We start from the raw sequence: 20,365 nt of genomic DNA, 5'->3' as shown, positions 1-20,365 counted from the left end.
TCCTTCCCGCGTTCGCGCCATCCTGGCGCGAGGCGGGTACTTCACGCGGAACGATTCCCACAATCGGTATTCCACCGGAAAAAAGGACGACAGTTATGAGTGCGGTTTCCGAAGACTACGTTGCCGAGGCAGCGGACGGTACCTTGCATCGAAAGATCAGCTGGACGGGTGCATTCTGGGTGGCGAGCGGCGTGCCTGCGCTGGTGCTCTTTTCGATCGGCTCGATCGCGGCGACGGTCGGCAAGCTGTCGTGGGCGGTGTGGATCATCTCGATCGGCCTCGGCTTCATCCAGTCGTTCTCGTATGCCGAGATCGCCGGTCTCTTTCCTCACAAGTCGGGTGGCGCGTCCGTCTATGGCGCGATCGCATGGGTCCGTTATTCGAAGCTGTTCGCGCCGCTGTCGGTCTGGTGCAACTGGTTCGCGTGGTCGCCCGTGCTGGCGATCGGATCGGGGCTCGCGGCGGGCTACATTCTGTCCGTGCTGTTCCCCGCTGACGCCGCGATCAACACATGGCAGGTCACGCTGGTGAGCCTCGACTGGATCCGCTCGGGCCTGAGCCTGCGGATCAACTCGACGTTCATACTCGGCGCGGTCGTGTTGCTGATCACATTTGCCATTCAGCATCGCGGCATTCTGAATGCGGCGCGCATCCAGACGATACTCGGCGTGGCCGCACTCGTGCCGCTGATTCTCGTCGGCACGGTGCCGCTTTTCAGCGGCGATCTGCCGTTGCACAACCTGTTTCCGCTCGTGCCGTTCGCGAAGGACAGCGCCGGGCAGATCGTCGACGGCACGTGGGATCGCGCAGGTATCACGCTGATGGCGGGCGGCCTGTTCATCGCGGCGTGGTCGACGTATGGTTTCGAAACGGCCGTCTGCTACACGCGTGAATTCCGCGATCCGAAGGTCGACACGTTCAAGGCCATTCTGTATTCCGGGCTTCTGTGCATCTTCGTGTTCACGATCGTGCCGCTGGCGTTCCAGGGCGTGCTGGGTCTCGGCCACATGGTCACGCCCGCCGTCAAGGATGCCGCAGGCAACATCGTCACGCCCGCCGTGTACGACGGCATGCTGTCGCCGGACATCTACAGCGGCATGGGCGTCGCGAAAGCCATGGCGCCGATGATTCACGGCGGCCTGCTGGTCGAGCGCGTGCTGATCGTGATGCTGGTGCTGGCGCTCGTGCTGGCCATCATGACGTCGATGGCGGGTTCGTCGCGGACGCTCTACCAGGCGTCCGTCGACGGCTGGCTGCCGAAGTACCTGTCGCATGTCAACGAACACGGCGCACCGACCCGCGCGATGTGGACGGACCTGTGCTTCAACCTGGTGTTGCTGCTGATGTCGGACTACGTGTTCGTGCTGGCGATGTCGAATGTCGGCTACATCATCTTCAACTTCCTGAACCTGAATTCCGCGTGGATTCACCGTCTGGACCGCCCGGACTGGAGCCGGCCGTTCCGCGCGCCGAACTGGCTGCTCGCGCTCGGCACGCTGTTTTCGTTCGTCAATCTCGCGCTGCTCGGCATGGGCGCGGATATCTGGGGCTCCGGCACGCTGATCTCGGGCCTGTGCTTCGCGGCGCTGATCCTGCCCGTGTTCCTGTTCCGCCACTACGTGACCGACAAGGGGCATTTCCCCGATGCGATGAAGGAGGACATGCAGCTCGTCGGCTCGCAAAGCGTGGCGCGGCGCGCAGGGATCCTGCCTTATGTGACCGTGGCGGCGGGTATCGCGGTGGTGGCGGTCACGCATAGCCTCGCCATCTACTGAACCTCGACTCGAATGGATGACACGACCATGATGTCGACCAACAAGAGCCGGCCCGAATACGTGCGGCTGGCACCCGATCTGCACGGCACGCGTCACTTGTTCATCACGAACGGCGCGAGCGCCGAGGATTGCGTCCGCGCAAGCCTTGCGCTCGCCGGGCTCTCGCCGATGGAAGTGTGGGAAGTGCAGGATCCCACGCGGCATGCCGCGGGCGTCACATTCCACGAGGCGGGAGAGCGCACGTTCGCCGATGACGCCGCGCTGTTTGCGGCACTCGACGAAGCGCTGCGCGATCCCACCGTTGCGACCATCGGCCTGCGCATCTATGTGCTCGGCAGCGAGCCGTTTATCTGGTCGATCCGGCGCATCGCGGAGCACCACGCGCTGGCGGCGGAAGCCGTCCAGTTGCAGCGCAGCGGCACGCTGCAGCGCCGCGTCTACTGCATTCACTGTCACGCGTTCAACGAAGCCGTGACACGGAACGTCGTGACGTGTAATGGATGCGGACTGCAACTCTTCGTGCGCGATCATTTTTCGCGGCGCCTCGCCGCGTTCATGGGCGTGCAGGCGGATGCCGAAGTAGCCGGCGAACTGCCCGCCATTTCCCAGCCCTATCTGTAGTCCGCTGCCGCTCTTCCCACGAGTCTGATCGAGACGCTCATCGCGCTGCTCCCGCAGCGCGGTGAGTACGCGCGCATCGCGACGGTCTGTGCGATGTCCCGTCACATCACTGCCAGCAAACACCACGAGACTTCGATGAACGATATCCCTCGCTATGCCGCGCTGATGGCCTTGTGCCTGTGTGGAACCAGCTATGCGCAAAGCTCCGTCACGCTCTACGGCGTGCTCGACGACGGCTTGAACTACACCAGCAACGCCGGTGGCCACCATGCCTTTGCGATGGTGAGCGGCGATACGGCCGAAACGAGTTTTGGCCTCAAAGGAACGGAAGATCTCGGCGGCGGACTGAGCGCGATCTTCACGCTCGAAAACGGCGTCAACGTGAACACCGGCCAGCTCAACGAAGGCGGCCGGCTGTTCGGGCGGCAAGCCTTTGTCGGGCTGTCGTCCGCACCGGCGGGCACGCTCACGTTCGGACGCCAATACGACGCAACGATCGACATGTGGAGTCCGTTCACCGCCGCAGGCAGCTCGATCGGCGATCTCGCCGCGCATCCGTTCGATAACGACAACGCGGATTTCGACTTCCGGCTCAACAACTCGGTGAAGTATGTGTCGCCGACACTGGCTGGCTTCCAGCTGGAAGGCGTGTACGGCTTCAGCAACGCGACGAACTTTTCGTCGAACCGCGCCTATAGCGCAGGCGTGACGTACAGCACGGGGCCGTTGTCCGTCGCGCTCGCGTACCTGCATCTGAACGGCGCGGGCAGCGGAACGGTCGGCGCGGTGACCTCGGACTCCGTGTTCGTCGCGACGAGGCAGCAGAACATCGACGCGGGCGTGAAATGGACGTTTTCAGATAGCGCCAACGTTTCTCTCGCGTATTCGCACGTCGACGTCAGGTCGCCTACGGGGAACGGCTACGCGCCGGATATCGGAACGCAAACGTGGACATCGTGGAAATTCGACAACGTCGAGATCAACGGACAGTACTACTTCATGCCGGATCTTTCGCTGATCGGCGCTTACACGTTCACGCACGGAAAGCTCGAATCCACCGCGGGAAGCGACAGTCCGAACTGGCATCAGGTCGCGCTGATGCTGAACTACAGCCTCAGCAAGCGGACCTCGGTCTACGTGCAGGGCGCCTGGCAGCACACCAATGCGAACACGGGAACCGATCTCGATGCCGCGCATATCGTCGGATCGAGCGGGCTGTCGTCGTCGGGTAACCAGGTCGTGGCGCGGCTGGCGATGTCGCACAAGTTCTAGCGAACGCCTGCCCCGCTGGTGGCGCGCGCCTTGTACGCGGCGAGCGCGGCGGGAACGAAGGTCAGGATGACGCGCGAGCCACGTTCGGCCGGTTTCACTTCGAGCCGTCCGCCGAGGCTGCGGGCACGCTCGCGCATGATCGAAAGACCGTAGTGATGCTCGTCGCCTTCGGTGCGATTGATGCCGCGGCCGTCGTCGTCGATCGAGACGGTCATCGTGTGGCCGTCCGACATCAGTTGCACCTGGGCCGTCGTCGCTCGCGCGTGGCGGAGAACGTTGGTCAGCGCCTCGCGCACGATCTGCGCAACGTGCATTTCTTCGTTGACGGACAGACGCATGCGCGGCACCCGGTTATCGATCGTAATCTGCACTTCGCTGCGCGAGCCGAATTCTTCGGCGAGTTCTTCGAGCGTGGACGCGAGGCCATGTGCGTGCATCGGCGAACGGAACGTGGTGAGAAGTTCGCGCAGCTGCCGGTACGCGCTGTCGATTCCTTCGCGAATGCCCTGCGCAATTTCGGCGATGTCCGTCTGCGAGAGTTCGGGCGGCAGCACGGCTTGCAGGCGGGCCAGCTGGATCTTCATGTACGACAGCGATTGCGCGAGCGAGTCGTGCAGCTCGCGCGCGATGGCATTGCGCTCTTCGAACAGCGCCATGCGCCGGTCGCGCACGTCGCGGCTCAGGTTGGAGATTGCATGCGCCAGCACGCTCGCGATGGTCTCCATCAGATACAGGTGGCGCAGCTCGAAGCGCGAATCCGGTTCGCCTTCCGCGATCAGCACGCCGTAGCTCGCGAGCGGCACGCGCACGGGAGCGGCCAGCACGGGCGGCGGCGCCTGGCCGTCGTCGAGCGGCGCGAACGTATGCGTGCCGGCAAGCGTCATCAGCTCGTTCGTCACGCGGGCGCGCACGATGGACGGCACGTCGCCATTGGGCGAAACGACGGGGTCGATGTCGAGCAGCTGCGCCGTCGATTCCGTGACCACCAGCGCGATACGCCGCGCGCGCAGCACGCCGACGAGGCGTTGCAGCAGCGCTTCGAGCGTGCGGCCGGACGGCTCTTCTTCAGCGAGCTGTGCGCAGATGTGATGCAGCAGTTCGAGCGACTGGTCGGCGAAGGCAATATAGTCTTCGACGATGCGCTTCAGCCGCGCCGACTCGTCCTGCTCCGTGCGCAGCTGCACGGCAAGCTGGGCCTGGATCTTCAGCAGGCGATCGATTTCGTCGCGGCCTTGCGGCACGCTCAGCCCCGTCTCGACGAGCGCCTGCAGTGCCGCGCGCGGCCGCGCGACGAGTGTGCGCCGCGCGCCCCATGCGAGCGACACGATGCCGAAGATCAGCAGACACACGGTGCACGCTTGCAACAGGCCGAGCACTGCGGCGTGCACGTCGCGCTGGTAAGCGACCTGCGAGCGCAACGCGTCGAGCGCGGCGAGCTTCGCATCCGGTTTGCCCGCATGCTCCGGCGCAGCAGGCGCGCGCACGGCCGCCAGCGCGTTGCCGATTTCGGGCGTCGGCGCACCGCGTTGCCTCCAGTCCGTCAGTAGCGTATCGTTGCGAACAAGCGAGTCGGCCAGTTCCCTCAAGGCACGCGCGGTGTCGGGCGAATCCTGTTGCGCGCTCGCCGCCTTGCGCTCCAGCCGCATGGCTTCGTCGAGGGAAAACTGAGTCTGCCGGAAGCCTTCGCTTCCGCTTGTCTGCATGAACGCGCCGAGATAAAGCACGGTGATCAGTGCGACGAGACAGGCAAGCAGCAAACAGACTTTCGCGTACAGCGGATAGCGATGAATGCGCGCAGACTGGTCGATGTTCATGAGCGGGGCGTGTGAGTTCGCGCGGCGTTGGCGATCTGTGATCCTGTTTTTTGAAGCGAGAACGTCATGTCGGTTTATCTGTTCGCCACGGTGTTGCTGGCTGCGGTAGCTGCACTGGTGATTCCCAGACTCGGATACAGCCCTGACAACAATGATCTATTGTATGTCTCGATCGGGCTGGCAGGGTGCCTTGCGACGTTTCTGCTCAGCATGGCATACGGCGCGCGCCGCACGGCGCCACGCATCGTTCGCGCGGCCGAGTCGCCGGAACTGGGCGCGTTCGCCGCCAATCTTTCCACGCCCGCCGTGTTGCTCGATAACGATGCGCTGGTGTTCGTCAATAGCGCGTTTCTCAAGCACGCGCGTTGGGAGTCCTACGCCGATGAGATCGTCGGAATGCCGTTCAGCAATCTCGTGCATCCGCAATCGTTGCTCGATCTGACTGCGTTGCTCACGCAATCGCGCGACGGCGAGGAGCGCACCTCGGGGTCGCTGCGCATTGCCTATGGCGACGGCAGCTTTCGCCTGCACCCCGTCACCGCGTTGCGCGCGCGCGGCTCGCGCATGACGCTGCTGCAATTTCCCGCGCCTCATACGAGCGTCGACGCGCAGCGCAGCGAGCTTCAACTGCTGCAGCACTGCAAGGACGCCGTGCTGCAATTGCCGCAGGCGCTGTTTCGCGTCGACCGCGAGTTACGTCTGATCTTTTCGAATCCTGCATGGCGCAGCCTCATGCGCGCGGTCGGCAGCGACGCCGAACTCAAGCCGTTTACTTCGTTCTTTCACCCCGAAGACGCCGAGACGCTGAATGCGCGCGTGAAGGCGCTGCTCGACGGGCACCTGAGCGAACTGGTGACGGAAGCCCGTCTCATCCGTGCCGACAACACGACGGCTCACGTCGAATTGCGCATTCACGCCGTGACGGACGACGAGGGTGTGCTGGACGGCGCGGTCGGTCTCGCGACGGACATCTCCAATCGCCGCCGCAACGAGGAAGCGCTGCGCGCAAGCCGGCGCAGTCTGCGCACGCTGTTGTCCAACCTGCGGGCGATGATCTATCGAGGGCAGAACAACCGCGACTGGTCGATGGAATTCGTCAGCGAAGGATGCTTCGATCTGACGGGCTACGAGGCGTTCGAACTGATCGACGAAAGCCGGCTCGCGTTCCGTTCGCTGATCCATCCCGACGATCGTGAGTTCGTCTGGAACGAGGTCCAGGCGCGGGTGGTCGCGCGCGAGCCCTACGAACTGACCTATCGGATCGTGGACCGCTCGGGGCAGACCAAGTGGGTATGGGATCAGGGCTGCGGTGTCTATTCGGCGCGCGACGAGTTGATGGGCCTCGAAGGCTTCATCGTGGAAGTGGCGCGCAGGCAGATGGTTGAAGAAAACGCCCGCCGGCGGCTGACGTTCGAACATTCGACGGGACTTGCGAGTGCGTCGATGTTTATCGACCGGATGGAGTTTTCGGCGGCCATCTCGGCGCGGACGGCGCTGCCGTGCGCGATCTTCGCAATCAACGTCGGCGAACTCGAGCACGTCGCGGCGCGCTTCGGACAGGACTACGCCGACCGGGTGATGATCGACCTCGGCAGGCGCCTCGAAGCGACGCAGGGGCAGCTCAACTGCGCGGCGCTGCTGGACCCGCATGTGTTCGTGGTGATGGTCGTCGATTTCAGCGCCGATGCGCTCGCGTGGTGCGACGACGCGCAGAGCCTTGCGCAGCGTGCGGCGGCGAATCCGGACGCCGTGCTCGGCGAGCTTCAGGACAACCTGCACGGTTTGCTCGAAGCGCCCGTTCGTATCGAAGGGCATGAGTTCAGCGTGCCGACGCGCATCGGCTGCGCGTCGATCGGTCATGGCAAAAGCGATCCGAAGAACGTACTCGACCATGTGCTGGCGGCATCCGGTTGGGAAGCGGCAAGCGGCGCCTGAGCGCCGCTTCAGGACGCGCCGATGCTGCTGCGCGTGTCGAGCAGCGCAAGCACCGGCTCGAGCGAGCGATGCGGCATGCCCTGCGCTTCGAGGCGGGCGAACTCGAGCAACGCCCGTTCGTGGCGGGCGAGTTCGGCCAGTATCGCCGCGTCTTCAGGGGCACTGCTGCGCGCCAGGTCGTCGTAAAGCGTCACGAACCGGCCGATCTCGTCGATGAACCACGCGATAAACACGGGCCACGACTGCCCGATGTGCTGCTGCGCGAGCCGGATGCCCTTTGCACGCTGCGCCGTTTCGTCGATGCCCGTGATGCCGAGACGCTTCACCAGCGGCGTCATGCGCATGGCCGTCTGCGCTTCGAGCCGCGCCATCGCGGCGAGCTTGCGCTGACGGTCGGGCGCCTGCGCTTCGCGTGCCATGGCGGCGAACCAGGCCTCGCCATATAGCTCGCCTTCGTAGGCCGCCTTGATGCTGGCGAGATATGCGGTTCTGTCCACTTGCGAGCCTCCTTGCGCGGGCGTGATGTGGGAAGGCATCCGTCACGCCGGAAACACGGCGAAGTGATGGGACAGCCAGACCACGAGCACGGTCGCCACCAGTGTCAGATAGGGAAGCCAGCCAGCAGCGCGGCGGCGCGTCGTGCCGTTATCCGGGCGAAGTTCCAGGTCGTCGAGCATGGCGTCGGGGAAGCGGCCTTTGTCCTGCACGTAGTGCCGGTAGATGAAGACGGGGATGATCAGCGCAATCGCCACGAGTCCGTTGCGCAAGGTTCCCGGTCCCCAGATGTCCGCGCCTGCGCCGATGCACGCCAGATCGATGAAGCCGCACAGCGCGCCGAGCGCCAGCAGCCAGTTCGGGCATTTGAACGGACGCGCCCAGGTCGGACGATCGAGCCGGTGAATCCAGCCCGCCTGAAGGTTCAGGAACACGAACGCGAAATAGCAGACGTTGGACATCGCGAGCACCGCGACGTTATCCGACATCATCAGCAGGATCAGGTTGAAGCAGAGGTCGGTCCACATCGCGCGGGTCGGCGCGCCGTGCTCGTTCACGTGCGACAGGTAGCGCGGCAGCCAGCCGTCGACGGACGCCTGATACAGCGTTCGGGACGAACCCATCATCGAGGTCATCACCGACAGCAGCAAGGTGAAGACGAGCATCACGACGATCAGATAGAAGATCGCCGCGCCGCCGCCGATGATCCGCGCCATCGCGGCCGCAACCCCCGTGCCGTCGTAGATCTCGGGGGTGAGCAGCCCTTTGAGTCCCATCGCACCCTGGAACGACAGCGGCACGAGGATGTACACCGCGAGGCACAGCAAGCCTGAGTAGAAGATCGCCTTGAAGGTATCCGTTTTCGGATTCTTGAATTCACGCGTGTAGCACACGGCCGTTTCGAATCCGAAGGTCGACCATCCCGCGACGAAGAGTCCGCCCATCATCAGCGTCCAGCCGGCTGCATTCCATGTTCCGGGGACCACGTTGCCTTTGGCGTCGTGCGCGAGCGGCAGCAGGGGAAACCAGTTGCTCATATGGACGGAGCCCGTGAGCAAGGGTTCGAGGGCGAAGATGCTCAGCGGAATCAATGCAATGATGCCCATGTACTTCTGCAGCTTCGCGGCACGCTCGGCGCCGTGGTGCTGGACGAAGAATGTCAGCAGCAGCAGGGACGCGCCCAGGATGAACGTCGAGTTGATGCGCAGGCTCAGGCCGTTCTTGATGAAGTCGAGTTTCAGGAGTGTGAACGACCACGTGTTGATGGCGGCATCGGCGGGAAACAGCGTGGAGAGAATGTAGCTTGCGCCGAGGCCCGTGCCGAGCGCCAGCACGGGTGACCACGCGAACCAGTTGCACCATACCGACACGGGCGCAAGAAACTTCGAATACCGGACCCACGCAATGGCGCCATAAATCGACGCGCCGCCCGATTTGTGAGGGAAAAGGCCGGAGATTTCGGCATACGTGAAGCACTGGATAAAGCCAATGGAAATGGACGCGATCCAGATGATCCAGGCGGGCTGGCCGACCGTTGCGGCAATCGCGCCCAACGTGAAGAGCACGAAGGCGGGCGAACCGCTCGCCACCCAGAATGCGTCTTTCCATGTCAGCGAGCGTTTGAGGGTCGACCGCACGCCGTCGTCGGCCAGTCCCTCCAGACGGTGAATCTCTTCGGTTGCACTCAATTTACGTCTCCTCGATCACGTGCCCGGCGACGCGCCGCGGCCGTGATCTGTCGATATTGAAGAACGAGGCATGATTTCATGGTGCAACGCGCAAGCGCCGGCTCACCATACCTCGGGGTGGGTAAGACCCGCCCGTGCCGCCCATGAATGACGGCATGGCTAGCCGGTCGCCGTGCGCTTTTTCTTTTCCGGGTCGTCGAACGGCAGTGCCGCTGCTGTTGCTCGCGCATCGAAACTGCCTTTGACTTCCAGCGCGACGCCGTCGCGAGCTTGCGCGACGTTCATGCGGGCGATGGCGAGAGAGCGGCCCGTCAGCCGCGAGAACATGCCGCAGGTGATGACGCCGACCCGTTCTCCGTCGCGCCACAGCGTGTCGCCGGCGCAGGCCGCTCTGGACGCGGCGATGTCCACGCCGTAGATCTTGAAGCGCTCTTTCCCCGCGAGCCGGAAATGTTCGCGCGCACCGCAGAACTCGGTCTTGCCGGGCGACACGGTGAAATCGAGGCCCAGCTCCCACAACGTATCGCCCGCCTTTTCGTCCGCGAATGGATACATCTCCGAGTTGTCGTACGGGTAGAACAGGAGATAGCTCTCTACGCGCAGCCAGTCGAGCGCCAGGAATGCGCATGGCACGATGCCGAAGCCCGCGCCTTTTGCGAGTATGGTGTCCCAGATGAGCGGCGCGTCGGCGGCCTTGCAGAAGACCTCATAGCCGCGTTCACCCGTATAGCCCGTGCGCGAGATCATGACGGGCCGCCCGAAAAGACGCGTTTGCACGTGATGGAAGTAAGGCAGATCGCGGATGCCGGGCACGTGCTCCGCAAGAAAATCCACCGCGCGTGGTCCCTGCAGCGACAGGTCGTGCAGATCGTCGTCGAACAGTACGGCGACCTGGCGGCCCTGCGCGGAGCGCACGAGGCGCTCGTAGCCCGTGCCCGCGCCATGCACGACCATGAAGGCGTTGGGCCCCGTGCGATACACGATGCAGTCGTCGATGAACTTGCCGTCCTCGTTCAGGATCGCAGCGTAAGCCGACTTGCCGGGATACAGCTTGCTGATGTCGCGCGTCGTCGCCCAGTCGAGCAGGCTTTCGGCGTGCGGACCCACGTAGTGGACTTTCTTCAGGCCGGATACGTCCATCAATCCGGCTTTCGTCCGGATAGCCTCGTGATGGTCGGCGAGGTCCGTCGAATAGGTCCAGGCCGTGCCCATGCCGTTCCAGTCCTCGAGACTGGAGCCCAAGGCCCGGTGACGGTCTGCGAGCGCCGAGATGCGCCAGGAAGTTGCCATAGAACACTCCGTTATGTCGATGATCGGATTCGCGTGTCGTTGTCTCCACAGGTGAGATCGTTTCTTATCGACGGCAAATGCTCAATCCGTTAGTCGGGGTACGACTAATGAGGTAGACGAAACGGGGAAGGGGGCAGGCCGCGATCGCAGTGGCGACTGTCGATCGGCTTTGCGTGAAGCGTTGGGTCGCCGCAGGGCGGCGCCGCGCGTGGCGGGAAGCAGGGTTCAGGCGGGATGACTCGATGCGGTTCCGCGATCAGCAGAGGTGTAAGGGCGTGAGTACGCGGGCGAGCGGTTCAGCCGAAAACCGTCATTGAACGGCAGCGCGGGTGCGGAACATTTCCCATCGATAGCGGGCGATCATATACGCGTCCATCACGGCGATCGCATAGACGAATACGCCGCCTGCATGGCTTCCGATAAACGATCGCCCGGGCGGAGCGAGTTGCATGGTCACGAACCCGAGCGAGAGCATGAAAAACAGCATGATTAGCGCTCGCGTCGGCATCCCGTTGATCACCTGTCCGGCGCCCGGCAACAGGACTGCCGCTACCAGAACGAGATACGGATGCAACGGCCGAGCCATCTTAAGCGTGCCCATGAACATCTCCTTTCATCACGGCGGCGCATACCTGCACGGCCTGATCGAGCAGTGAACCGACGAGCGCCGCCGGCAAGCGCGCGTCGCGGAACACGGCGCGTCGCAGCACGAGATACTCGCTGCGCTCGGCTGCCTGCGCCTGATACACGATCCTCACGCCCTGGCGCGTGACGAGCATCTCCTTTGCACGAGGGTCGGCAAAGAATGTCCGCACATGAGGATCGAGCGCGGCGAGCGGCAGATCGGCAGCAGGCCTGTCGGCCTTGATCGTCATCTGGCGCGGCCATTCGTGTGGCGTCGCGACGCGAACGGGCAGGCCGTCGGCAGGCGAATAGAACTCGGTATTCTGCGCGCGCGCGAGCATGTCGACGGCTCCCGCTATCGGCAGTGCGCGTTTCACCGTTACGAGCAACCACAGCGAAGGCACCTTGCGAAACACGATATCGTCGACGAGAGGCGCGATGTGCACGTCGAATCCGCCATACGTCCCGGCGAGCACAGGCCACGCGACGGATTCCTGAGTGATGCGCTGACAGTCGAACAGGGCATGGCATGCATCGAACAGTTTGCCGCGCTCTGTTCTCAGTGCATGGCGATCGCGCCGGTGCATCAGGACCAGCGCGGCCACGAAAAGGACTGCCAGCACGATTCCCACTGCTTGCATGTCGGGCGCCTCGCTTCAATAGTGCTTCGGACGCGGCCAGTCCATCGTGAACTGGTCGCCACGCTTCACGTATTTGTATCGATGCAGCGCGAACCAGATCGACGCCATGATGTAGAACGCCATGATCGACAGCAGCGACGTGCCGTAGCCGAGATACGTCGCGAAGTACGTCGCGATGCACAGGGTGGCCAGCACGATCGCGGGAATCGGGTGGAAGGGATGGATGTAGCCGCGATTGATGCTGCCGAGCGGCCACTGGCGGCGAAACTTGATGATATTGATGGACATGAACGTGTAGCCGAGCAGGCCCGAGAGGATCGAGAACGTGATCACCTGATCGAGCAATCCTGTGAATGCGAACGAAATGGCGATCGGCACGAGAAAGATGATCGCGCGATAGGGCGTGCGGTAACGCGGATGCACCGCGCCGAACCACATCGGCATATAGCGGTCGCGCGACATCGAGAACCATGCGCGCGATGCATCGTTGATGCAGCCGTTCGCCGAGGCCACCGCCGAGAACAGCGTGCCCACGAAAAGCAGCGTCTGCAAGCTCTTGCTGCCGGACAGGCGGGCGGCGTCGTACAGCGGTGTCACGGCCTGGCCGAGATATTCCCACGGCATCAGGCCGGTGGCGACGTACCAGGTCATGGCCGCCGCAATGAGCAGCGTGATCATCCCGCACATCGTTCCGAGTGGAATGGAGCGGCCCGCCGAGCGGACCTCTTCGGCGGCCTGGCAGGTGCCTTCGATGCCGAGGTAGTACCACATGCCGAATTGCAATGCGGCGACCACGCCGAGCCATCCATACGGAAGCTGCGTGAGCAGTTCGTGATGAATGAGTGTCTGGCCGGGATGCCACGGTGCAACACCGAGAAACAGCACGACGATCGCGATGAATGCGACGGCCGTGATCACGAAGTTGACCGTGAGCGTTACGAATACGCCGCGATAATTCAGCAGTGCGAGAAACGCGATCGTGACCAGCGTGAATGGACGCGAGTCGAAATTCGCATAGCCCGAGTCGATTGCGACGGCCTTGATCAGATCGCCGACCACCAGCGCGTCGGCGGCTTCCAGCATCGTGTAGGCCATCACCAGATAGAGGCCCACGTTGAACGCCATCAACGGCCCGATGATGTGCTTGGCCTGCGTGTACTGCCCGCCCGCGGCCGCGACGGTCGATGTCACTTCCGAGTCGATCATCGCGACGCACGTGTAGAGCAGGCCGATGATCCAGCACGCGATCAGCGATCCATACGCGCCGCCTTTCGCGACCGAGAAGTTCCAGCCCATGAATTCCCCGACGAGCACGATGCCGACGCCGAGCGCCCACACGTGAATCGGTCCCAACACTTTCAGCAACGCGATCCGTTCGCCTTGCTGTGCCACGCCTGCTGCGTCACTCATGAGCGGCTCCTTGACATGATGACTGTCGGACTACTCTTTGCCTTCCGTGGAACTCATCAGGAAGTCGTCGTCATAGTCGCGATGGACCCTGAACGCGTCGATCAGAATCCACGCGAAGATGAGAATTGAAAGGCCCCATGCGGCGTTGCTAAGCCATTGCCATAGGTTCATGACGTCTCTCCGAATTTTTCGGCAATCACCTGACGGTATTGCCTGTCCGACACGCGCAGCACAAAGACGAAATAGCCGGCAATCACGAGCGCCGTCACGATCAGCGAAACGGGTTCGATCTGATAGTCGAAGCGGGAGGTGATGATCGGCTTCGCCTGCTGCGCGTCATAGCCGAGCTTGCGCCATTGCGCTTCCATGGCGGGCGTTTGACCAAGCTCTCGCCATGACACTTGCGTGCTGGCGGCTTGAGCTTCGGGCGGTTTGTCGGGTGTTTTGAGCAATAACGGCGCGAGCAGGCTGCAGTAGACGAGCACCAGCAGAAAGATGCTGTCGACAAGCTGGCCTATACCTTTCTGAACGGGCGGGACATAATCGGCTGCCATAGCGGGCCTCCTTTCTGATGACGGCATTCCGGTTTGCAACGGACGAGTGCAATGCGATACCAGCCCGGGGCCTGCAGGACACCGGGAGAGCACATCGGGCTGGTTGAAACAGACCTGGAGTGTTTAATCGACGGCTGGGGTGAGCGCTTCGCCGTCGCTGCCTGCGAGTGCGGCCTTCGCGGCACGATTCTCATCGAGGTGACGGATGTCGAGCCCGTAGATGTGATCCTTGTCTTCCTGGTAATGGCGGATCATGGCGAGGATCGACGCTGAGTTGAAAACGAGCACCGTGCTCGCGCCGATAGTGAGCGCGACGCGTACGAGAAAATCGTCTGTTTGCGAGGTGACGGCGAAATACACGTAACCTATCGTGACCCAGAGCAGCAGAAGGGCTATCTGCGCCATGCGCCGGTCGCGGGAGAACATCTGATTGATGCGCTTGCGAATCGCGTGTTCCATCTCGGCAACTCCATGGGACGTGCCGGCACCGCCGGCGGTTGTCAATGATCCGGCTTCGTTTGCAAATTCACCTTGATCAACAAAGTTTCCTGACAGTATTTGTTGGTCGATGCGCGATTGTCAATGCGGTTTGGTGGGTAGTGATGCCGGAACCGTCGGCAGTGCGTCGCGTGAGCCAACCTGTGCTACGCGGAGCGACTTCAGTACGCGTGTTCGATCGATCGGCGTCGCCGTGTGCGCCGTGTGTATACGTGTGACACGGCGCGTCTTCAAGGTTCATCCATGCCCCGCTCTTCGCTCAGTCGAAAAATCAGTCTTAGCGCGGACAAGAAGAAAACTTATTGCCTGTATGAGGCGCCCAACGCCGACGCCATCCGTGCCGCCGCACGCAGGGCTAATCTGCCGGCCGATGTGATCATAGAGGTAAGCGACCTGCGGCCGGAAATGTTTAGCTAGAGGACGGTGCACGGATACATCATCGGATGGCTGAGAGTCCGCACGCCTTCATCATCGTCCTGGACGCGCAACGGCTATGCGGCGGCGTCGCCGTACAACGGCAGAATTTTCGCCTCGAGCATCGAGATGGCCTGGACAGCCAGTTGCGACAGCGTGTGCTTGCTGCTGGTCGCTATGGCGAGACGGCTGAAGAGCGTCGGTTCGGTGATTCGCATGACGTTGAACCGTCGCTTGAGCGCGTCGCTGGTCGTTGCGTTCAGCGATAGCACGGCATAGCCGATGCCCTCGGTAACGAGATCCAGAATCGACGTCACAGCGTCCACCTCCAGTTCGATCCGTAAGCGCACGCCTTGCTCGGCCGCTGCCGATTCGACCATCCGTCTGATCGCATGCATGCGGCCTGGAATCACAAGCGGATAACGCGCAATGTTCCGCAGCGGGATGGCAGCCGAAGGCGCGAACGGTGTCTCTTCTTGCGCTTCGCGCGTATCCGGGCCGATCAGAAACAATTCCTCGGTGAAGATGGTTCGTTTGTCGACTAGCGGCGTGTCGAACGTGTCGTACAGAACCGCGACGTCGATGCGACCCATCATCAGCCATTCGATCAGATAAGTGGACAACCCTTGTGCGACGGAAATGGTTGCACCCGGGAACGTAGTTCGAAAACTCGTGACGAGCTCGTGCGTGGCCACCTTCGCAAAGCTCGGTGTAATGCCGATGCCGAAATGGCCTCCGGGCGCACCATGAAGGCCGTCGAGATCCTGCGACGCACGCTGCACCTGCTGAAGAATCCCTTTCGCATGCTCGAGCATCCGCTGCCCGGCCGGCGTCGGCGTGACGCCGCGCCCATTGCGTTCGAGCAGCGTGTGACGCAACTCGACCTCCAGTTGCCGCACCAGCCGGCTCAAGGCGGGCTGGTTGGTGTCCAGCGTGATCGCCGCACGCGTAAAGCTGCCGAGTTCGGCAACCTGAACAAATGCCTCGAGTTGCTTCAGTTCCATTGGAAGGTATGTGAAAGTCACATATCAGTTAGTTCGGTATGGCAATTGTAGGCGTCGGCAGGGATCGTCACAATGCGCTCACCCAATCGAGTCCGCACCGCACGCGGAACACTGACGAAGAGACGACCTTGCAATGAAATCCTGTCTGGCTCCCGATCCCCATCCCGTCCGACCCGCGCATGCGCTGCCTGCAGGAGCTTGTGATGCGCACTGTCATGTATTTGGCCCCGCCGACGTTTTCCCCTACGCGCCGGATCGCAGCTATACGCCGCCCGACGCACCGTTCGAGCGCCTCGCGGGCTTGCATGATGCCCTCGGCGTGAGCCGTGGGGTGATCGTGCAGGCAAGCTGCCACGGCACGGACAATACGGCGATGCTCGATGCCATCGCGCGCGGCAACGGCCGTTATCGCGGCGTCGCGATCGTCGACGGCGATGTGACCGACAATCAGCTGGCTCAGCTGGATGCGCAGGGCGTGCGCGGCGTGCGCTTCAATTTCGTTGCGCACCTGGGGGGCGCGCCCGATCTCGATGTGTTCGACTCCGTGCTGGAGTGGATCGAGCGGCTCGGCTGGCATGTCGTGCTACATCTGGATGCACAAGACATTCTCCACTACGCCGGGAGAATCGCGCGCATCAGGGTGCCGTTCGTGATCGACCATATGGGGCGCGTCCATGCCGAGGCGGGGCTCGATCAAGAACCGTTCAGGCAACTGCTGGAGCTCATGCGCAATCCCCTCGCGTGGGTTAAGGTCTGCGGCGCGGAGCGCGTTTCCGCGGGCCGGCGGCCTTTCGACGACGCGATTCCGTTCGCCCACACGCTGATACAGGCGGCGCCCGACCGCGTGCTGTGGGGCACCGACTGGCCGCATCCGAACATCAGCAGGGACATGCCAAACGACGGCGAGCTGGTCGATCTGCTGTTCCGCTTCTGTCCGGACGCTGGATTGCGCGAGAAGCTGCTGGTCACGAACCCCGCGCGCCTTTACGGTTTCTGAAGAACCCGTCTTCGAAGTTCGCATGAACTGCCACGTGCGATGGCAGATGTAAGGAGCGGCGGCCTTGCCCGTCGCTACGCCAACCATTTCTGGTCAGGAGACACGATGTTTCAGATGCTTTGCTACGCCCTCCGCCGACGAGGGGCGTCATGAATAACGGTGCGGTGATGTCGTCGCGCGCGCGGGAAGTCAAAAAGCCTTTCTACCGCGCGCTCTATTTCCAGGTGTTCGTCGCGATCCTGCTCGGTGTGTTGCTGGGCCATTTCGCCCCGTCGCTCGCGGTGCAGATGAAGCCGCTCGGCGATGCGTTCATCAAACTGATCAAGATGGTGATCGGCCCGATCATTTTTTGCACCGTGGTCACGGGCATCGCAGGCATGGGCGACATGAAAAAGGTCGGTCGTGTGGGCGGCAAGGCGCTGCTGTACTTCGAACTGGTGTCGACGCTGTCGCTCGTGGTCGGACTTGTCGCCGGACATCTGTTTCATCCCGGCAGCGGCTTCAATCTGGATCCGGCGAAAATCGACACCCATGCGCTGACTGGTTACACCACGGCGGCGCATCAGCAGAATACGGTCGAGTTCCTGATGCACATCATTCCCGACACGATTACAGGAGCGTTCACGTCGGGCAACGTGCTGCAGATTCTGCTTGTCTCGGTGCTGTTCGGCGCTGCACTCGCGGCGGCCGGCGAGCGCGGACGTGCGCTGGCCGCCATGATTGACGGCTTCGCGCATACGTTGTTCGGCATCGTCCACATCATCATGAAGGTCGCGGCGATCGGGGCGTTCGGCTCGATCGCGTTCACGATCGGCACGTACGGCATCGGTGCGGTGTTGCCGTTGCTCAAGCTGATCGGCGCGTTCTATCTGACGCTCATCATCTTCGTGCTAGTCGTGCTCGGCGCGATTTCGCGCGTGCTCGGGTTCAGTATCTGGCGATTCATGGGTTATATCCGCGAGGAAATTCTCATTGTGCTCGGCACGAGTTCGTCGGAGGCAGCGCTGCCGCAGATGCTCGAAAAGCTCGAGCGCCTCGGCTGTTCGAAGTCGGTCGTGGGCCTCGTCATTCCGGCGGGTTATTCCTTTAATCTGGACGGCACGAACATCTATCTGACGATGGCCGTGCTGTTCATCGCCCAGGCATTCAATGTCGAACTCAGCCTGACACAGCAACTGACGCTGGTCGGCGTGGCGATGCTGACATCGAAGGGCGCAAGCGGCGTGGCGGGCGCGGCGTTCGTCATGCTGACCTCGACGTTGCTGGTGTTTCCGCTGATCCCTGTGTCGGGCATGGTGCTGATTCTCGGCATCCATCGCTTTATGGGCACCGGGCTCGCGATCGTCAATACGATCGGCAATGGCGTCGCGACGCTGGTCGTATCCGCATGGGAACACGAACTCGACCGTTCACGGCTGAACGCCGAGATGCTGCGCCGTCGCGCGGAATGAGCATCTAGCCCAACAACATAACGTCTGAACATCACGGTCTGCGTGTGCGCCGGGCACACGCAGCGGGGCCGCTCGCGCCCAAAAAATATCAATCACAGGAGACGCAGTTGAAGTCCATTCGAAAGGGCAACCAGCAACGTGGCTGGCGTTTCAGTATCCGTTGTGCCGCGGCGGTGTGCCTTGCGGCAACGTCGGGCGCCGCACTTGCGGACGCCTCCCAGGCCGCGGCGGGCGCGGCGACGATGACATCGCCGGGCGTGCAGATGTATGGGCTGATCGGCATGTATATCGACAGCTCGAAACTCAGTACGAGTCACGCAGCCACGGTCCAGATGGGCGGCGGCGGAATGACCACGTCGTTCTGGGGCATGCGTGGGCGCGAAGACATCGGCGGCGGCAATGCGGTGGTCTTCTCGCTCGAAAGCTTCTTCAGGCCGAACACGGGGCAAATGGGGCGCAACGCAACGGATGGGCTGTTCTCGCGGAACGCCTATGTCGGCCTGACGGGCGCGTTCGGTACGGTGAAGCTCGGCGAGCAGACCAACCCGACCTACATCAATCAGCAGTTCGTGAATCCGTTTGGTTCGTCGGTGGTGTTTTCGCCCCTGATCGTGCAGTCGTACACGGCGAGCTACAACAATACGCAGATTGGCGACACTGTCTGGCAGAACGCCGTCGAGTATGTATCGCCGAGTCTCGGCGGTCTGACGGGCACCGTGATCTATGGGGTGAGCAGCACGGCGGGGCATCAGGGGCGCGACAATATCGGCGTGCATCTGACCTATGTGCAGGGACCGCTGACAGCCGTATTCTCTGCGCAACGCGTACGGTCCGCGGCCGTCGCGCCGTCGACGGGGCAGGATCTGTATCTGATCGGCGCCGCCTACGACGCAAGATTCGTCAAGGTTTATGGAGCCGCGCAGATGACCAGCAACGACAACGTGGAAACGGGCTCCCACACCTACGAGCTAGGCGTGTCGGTTCCGCTTTCGCCGTCGAATGTGATTCTCGCGGAATGGGCTCGCACGAAACATAGTGCGCCGCTCGATCGCAGCGACGTACGCAATACGGGGAGCCTCGCCTACGACTACATTCTTTCGAAGCGCACCTACGTGTACGCGGTCTATTCGTACGACAAGCTGACGGGCTACCCGTCCGGCAGCACGTACGGAGTCGGCATCCAGCACACGTTCTAGGCCATCGTGCGTTGATCTGATATCCGTTCCGTGTGCCGGGCACTTCTACGCAATCTTATCTGTAGAACTGAATAATGGCATCGGCGAAGTCCTCCGGCGCTTCGCGCTGCGGGAAGTGAATGAACCTTTGGCCCTCGACCAGCCGCTGCCGCTGGCCGTCTTTCCGGATCCCTGCATCTATCGTGAGTCGGCGATCACCGCGCTTAACAAGGCAGATCGCGCGTGGCGCCTGGCGTTCGAGAGCAGCAGCATGGCGGGCTGCCTGTCGGCGGCGAGTTCGGGTTTTGCCGTTACGGTCATCGCCGACAGTCAGCGAGTCGAAGGCCTGCGCCTGCTGGGTCGCAAAGAGGGATTGCCGGCCTTGCCAGTTGTACGCTTCTACGCGGTCCCTCGCTCCGACTCGCCCGCCTGCGCCGATCTGGTAGATGCGGCACGCAGCGCCGGCCAGCAGGGTCGCTTCAGTCCGCGCGCACTTCGCGGGTGACCGGGCTGTCGTGTGCCGCGGGGTGGCGATGCGGTCGCTGTCGCCCGGATTCGGCCAGGAGCCTGAGCGAAGGGGGCCCCTGATATCGCCTCTCGGTGTTCCATGTAATCGGGAGTACCCATCGGGTAGCCGCCATGAGCTTCGTCTCTAGTACGAAAGCGCCGCTGAAAAAGGCGACCGATTATCTCGAGCCCCCTCCGTT

General features: G+C 62.7%; 20 protein-coding genes. 9 read left to right on the top strand and 11 right to left on the bottom strand.

The genetic code is table 11. The annotated features are described in order from the left end of the window. The first annotated feature begins 95 nt into the window (after positions 1 to 95). The 3 genes from FRZ40_RS39970 (at position 96) to FRZ40_RS39960 (ending at position 3,668) form a co-directional block, all read left to right on the top strand. A complete protein-coding gene (locus FRZ40_RS39970; RefSeq protein ID WP_147237966.1) occupies positions 96 to 1,775 on the top strand; it encodes an APC family permease in 1,680 nt (559 codons plus the stop codon). Between the two features lie 27 nt (positions 1,776 to 1,802). After that, complete coding sequence (locus tag FRZ40_RS39965) at positions 1,803 to 2,396, top strand: dimethylamine monooxygenase subunit DmmA family protein (protein WP_147237965.1); 594 nt, start codon at positions 1,803 to 1,805, stop codon at positions 2,394 to 2,396. A gap of 135 nt (positions 2,397 to 2,531) precedes the next feature. After that, entirely contained in the window at positions 2,532 to 3,668 is a 1,137-nt protein-coding gene (locus FRZ40_RS39960) for a porin (RefSeq protein WP_028367137.1), read from the top strand. On the opposite strand, the gene FRZ40_RS39955 is transcribed toward FRZ40_RS39960, so the two are convergent. Further along, positions 3,665 to 5,482, bottom strand: a complete 1,818-nt coding sequence (locus FRZ40_RS39955; protein WP_147237964.1) for a histidine kinase — start codon at positions 5,480 to 5,482, stop codon at positions 3,665 to 3,667. The two genes, FRZ40_RS39960 and FRZ40_RS39955, sit on opposite strands and share 4 nt — an antisense overlap. Before the next feature lie 66 nt (positions 5,483 to 5,548). Between FRZ40_RS39955 and FRZ40_RS39950 the strand changes: the two genes are divergently transcribed. Next, positions 5,549 to 7,417, top strand: a complete 1,869-nt coding sequence (locus FRZ40_RS39950) for a sensor domain-containing diguanylate cyclase (protein ID WP_147237963.1) — start codon at positions 5,549 to 5,551, stop codon at positions 7,415 to 7,417. Positions 7,418 to 7,425: 8 nt separating this feature from the next. Here FRZ40_RS39950 and FRZ40_RS39945 read toward each other — a convergent pair whose 3' ends face one another. The 9 genes from FRZ40_RS39945 to FRZ40_RS39910 form a co-directional block, all read right to left on the bottom strand. Continuing rightward, the gene (locus tag FRZ40_RS39945) at positions 7,426 to 7,914 is read right to left on the bottom strand and encodes a hypothetical protein (protein WP_147237962.1); all 489 of its coding nucleotides are present in this window, start codon (positions 7,912 to 7,914) and stop codon (positions 7,426 to 7,428) included. Between the two features lie 42 nt (positions 7,915 to 7,956). Then, on the bottom strand, positions 7,957 to 9,600 hold the full coding sequence (locus FRZ40_RS39940) for a trimethylamine N-oxide permease (RefSeq protein WP_028367133.1): 1,644 nt from the start codon (positions 9,598 to 9,600) through the stop codon (positions 7,957 to 7,959). Positions 9,601 to 9,759: 159 nt separating this feature from the next. Then, positions 9,760 to 10,890 (bottom strand): aminomethyl transferase family protein, encoded by a 1,131-nt coding sequence (locus tag FRZ40_RS39935; protein WP_147237961.1) that lies wholly within the window; start codon positions 10,888 to 10,890, stop codon positions 9,760 to 9,762. 310 nt (positions 10,891 to 11,200) lie between these two features. Then, positions 11,201 to 11,497, bottom strand: a complete 297-nt coding sequence (locus tag FRZ40_RS39930; protein ID WP_147237960.1) for a hypothetical protein — start codon at positions 11,495 to 11,497, stop codon at positions 11,201 to 11,203. Then, positions 11,478 to 12,155 carry a hypothetical protein gene (locus FRZ40_RS39925; protein ID WP_147237959.1) on the bottom strand — a complete coding sequence of 226 codons (678 nt, stop codon included), beginning with the start codon at positions 12,153 to 12,155 and terminating at the stop codon, positions 11,478 to 11,480. Before FRZ40_RS39925 ends, FRZ40_RS39930 begins: the two co-directional genes overlap by 20 nt. Before the next feature lie 15 nt (positions 12,156 to 12,170). Further along, positions 12,171 to 13,565 (bottom strand): APC family permease, encoded by a 1,395-nt coding sequence (locus FRZ40_RS39920; RefSeq protein WP_147237958.1) that lies wholly within the window; start codon positions 13,563 to 13,565, stop codon positions 12,171 to 12,173. 30 nt (positions 13,566 to 13,595) lie between these two features. Further along, positions 13,596 to 13,736, bottom strand: a complete 141-nt coding sequence (locus tag FRZ40_RS44625; protein WP_167528742.1) for a hypothetical protein — start codon at positions 13,734 to 13,736, stop codon at positions 13,596 to 13,598. After that, on the bottom strand, positions 13,733 to 14,119 hold the full coding sequence (locus tag FRZ40_RS39915; RefSeq protein ID WP_028367128.1) for a hypothetical protein: 387 nt from the start codon (positions 14,117 to 14,119) through the stop codon (positions 13,733 to 13,735). The genes FRZ40_RS44625 and FRZ40_RS39915 overlap by 4 nt, the downstream gene beginning before the upstream one ends. Positions 14,120 to 14,242: 123 nt before the next feature. Beyond that, entirely contained in the window at positions 14,243 to 14,578 is a 336-nt protein-coding gene (locus FRZ40_RS39910; RefSeq protein ID WP_147237957.1) for a hypothetical protein, read from the bottom strand. A gap of 282 nt (positions 14,579 to 14,860) precedes the next feature. Here FRZ40_RS39910 and FRZ40_RS45910 point away from each other — a divergent pair, with 282 nt between their 5' ends. Then, positions 14,861 to 15,034 carry a nickel-binding protein gene (locus tag FRZ40_RS45910; RefSeq protein WP_275671103.1) on the top strand — a complete coding sequence of 58 codons (174 nt, stop codon included), beginning with the start codon at positions 14,861 to 14,863 and terminating at the stop codon, positions 15,032 to 15,034. A 74-nt stretch (positions 15,035 to 15,108) separates the two neighbouring features. Here FRZ40_RS45910 and FRZ40_RS39900 read toward each other — a convergent pair whose 3' ends face one another. Next, positions 15,109 to 16,035 carry a LysR family transcriptional regulator gene (locus FRZ40_RS39900; protein ID WP_028367125.1) on the bottom strand — a complete coding sequence of 309 codons (927 nt, stop codon included), beginning with the start codon at positions 16,033 to 16,035 and terminating at the stop codon, positions 15,109 to 15,111. Positions 16,036 to 16,168: 133 nt separating this feature from the next. Between FRZ40_RS39900 and FRZ40_RS39895 the strand changes: the two genes are divergently transcribed. From FRZ40_RS39895 to FRZ40_RS39880, 4 genes are all read left to right on the top strand, one after another. Beyond that, entirely contained in the window at positions 16,169 to 17,032 is an 864-nt protein-coding gene (locus FRZ40_RS39895; RefSeq protein WP_147237956.1) for an amidohydrolase family protein, read from the top strand. Between the two features lie 149 nt (positions 17,033 to 17,181). Next, on the top strand, positions 17,182 to 18,483 hold the full coding sequence (locus FRZ40_RS39890) for a dicarboxylate/amino acid:cation symporter (RefSeq protein ID WP_147237955.1): 1,302 nt from the start codon (positions 17,182 to 17,184) through the stop codon (positions 18,481 to 18,483). A 116-nt stretch (positions 18,484 to 18,599) separates the two neighbouring features. After that, complete coding sequence (locus FRZ40_RS39885; RefSeq protein WP_167528757.1) at positions 18,600 to 19,679, top strand: porin; 1,080 nt, start codon at positions 18,600 to 18,602, stop codon at positions 19,677 to 19,679. 127 nt (positions 19,680 to 19,806) lie between these two features. Then, complete coding sequence (locus FRZ40_RS39880; RefSeq protein ID WP_338048196.1) at positions 19,807 to 20,163, top strand: LysR substrate-binding domain-containing protein; 357 nt, start codon at positions 19,807 to 19,809, stop codon at positions 20,161 to 20,163. Positions 20,164 to 20,365 lie beyond the last annotated feature (202 nt).

Origin of the sequence: Paraburkholderia azotifigens (genome assembly GCF_007995085.1) — a bacterium.
Taxonomy (GTDB): domain Bacteria; phylum Pseudomonadota; class Gammaproteobacteria; order Burkholderiales; family Burkholderiaceae; genus Paraburkholderia; species Paraburkholderia azotifigens.
The sequence above is the reverse complement of the archived record's forward strand: the minus strand, read 5'-3'. Positions and strand labels throughout refer to the sequence as shown.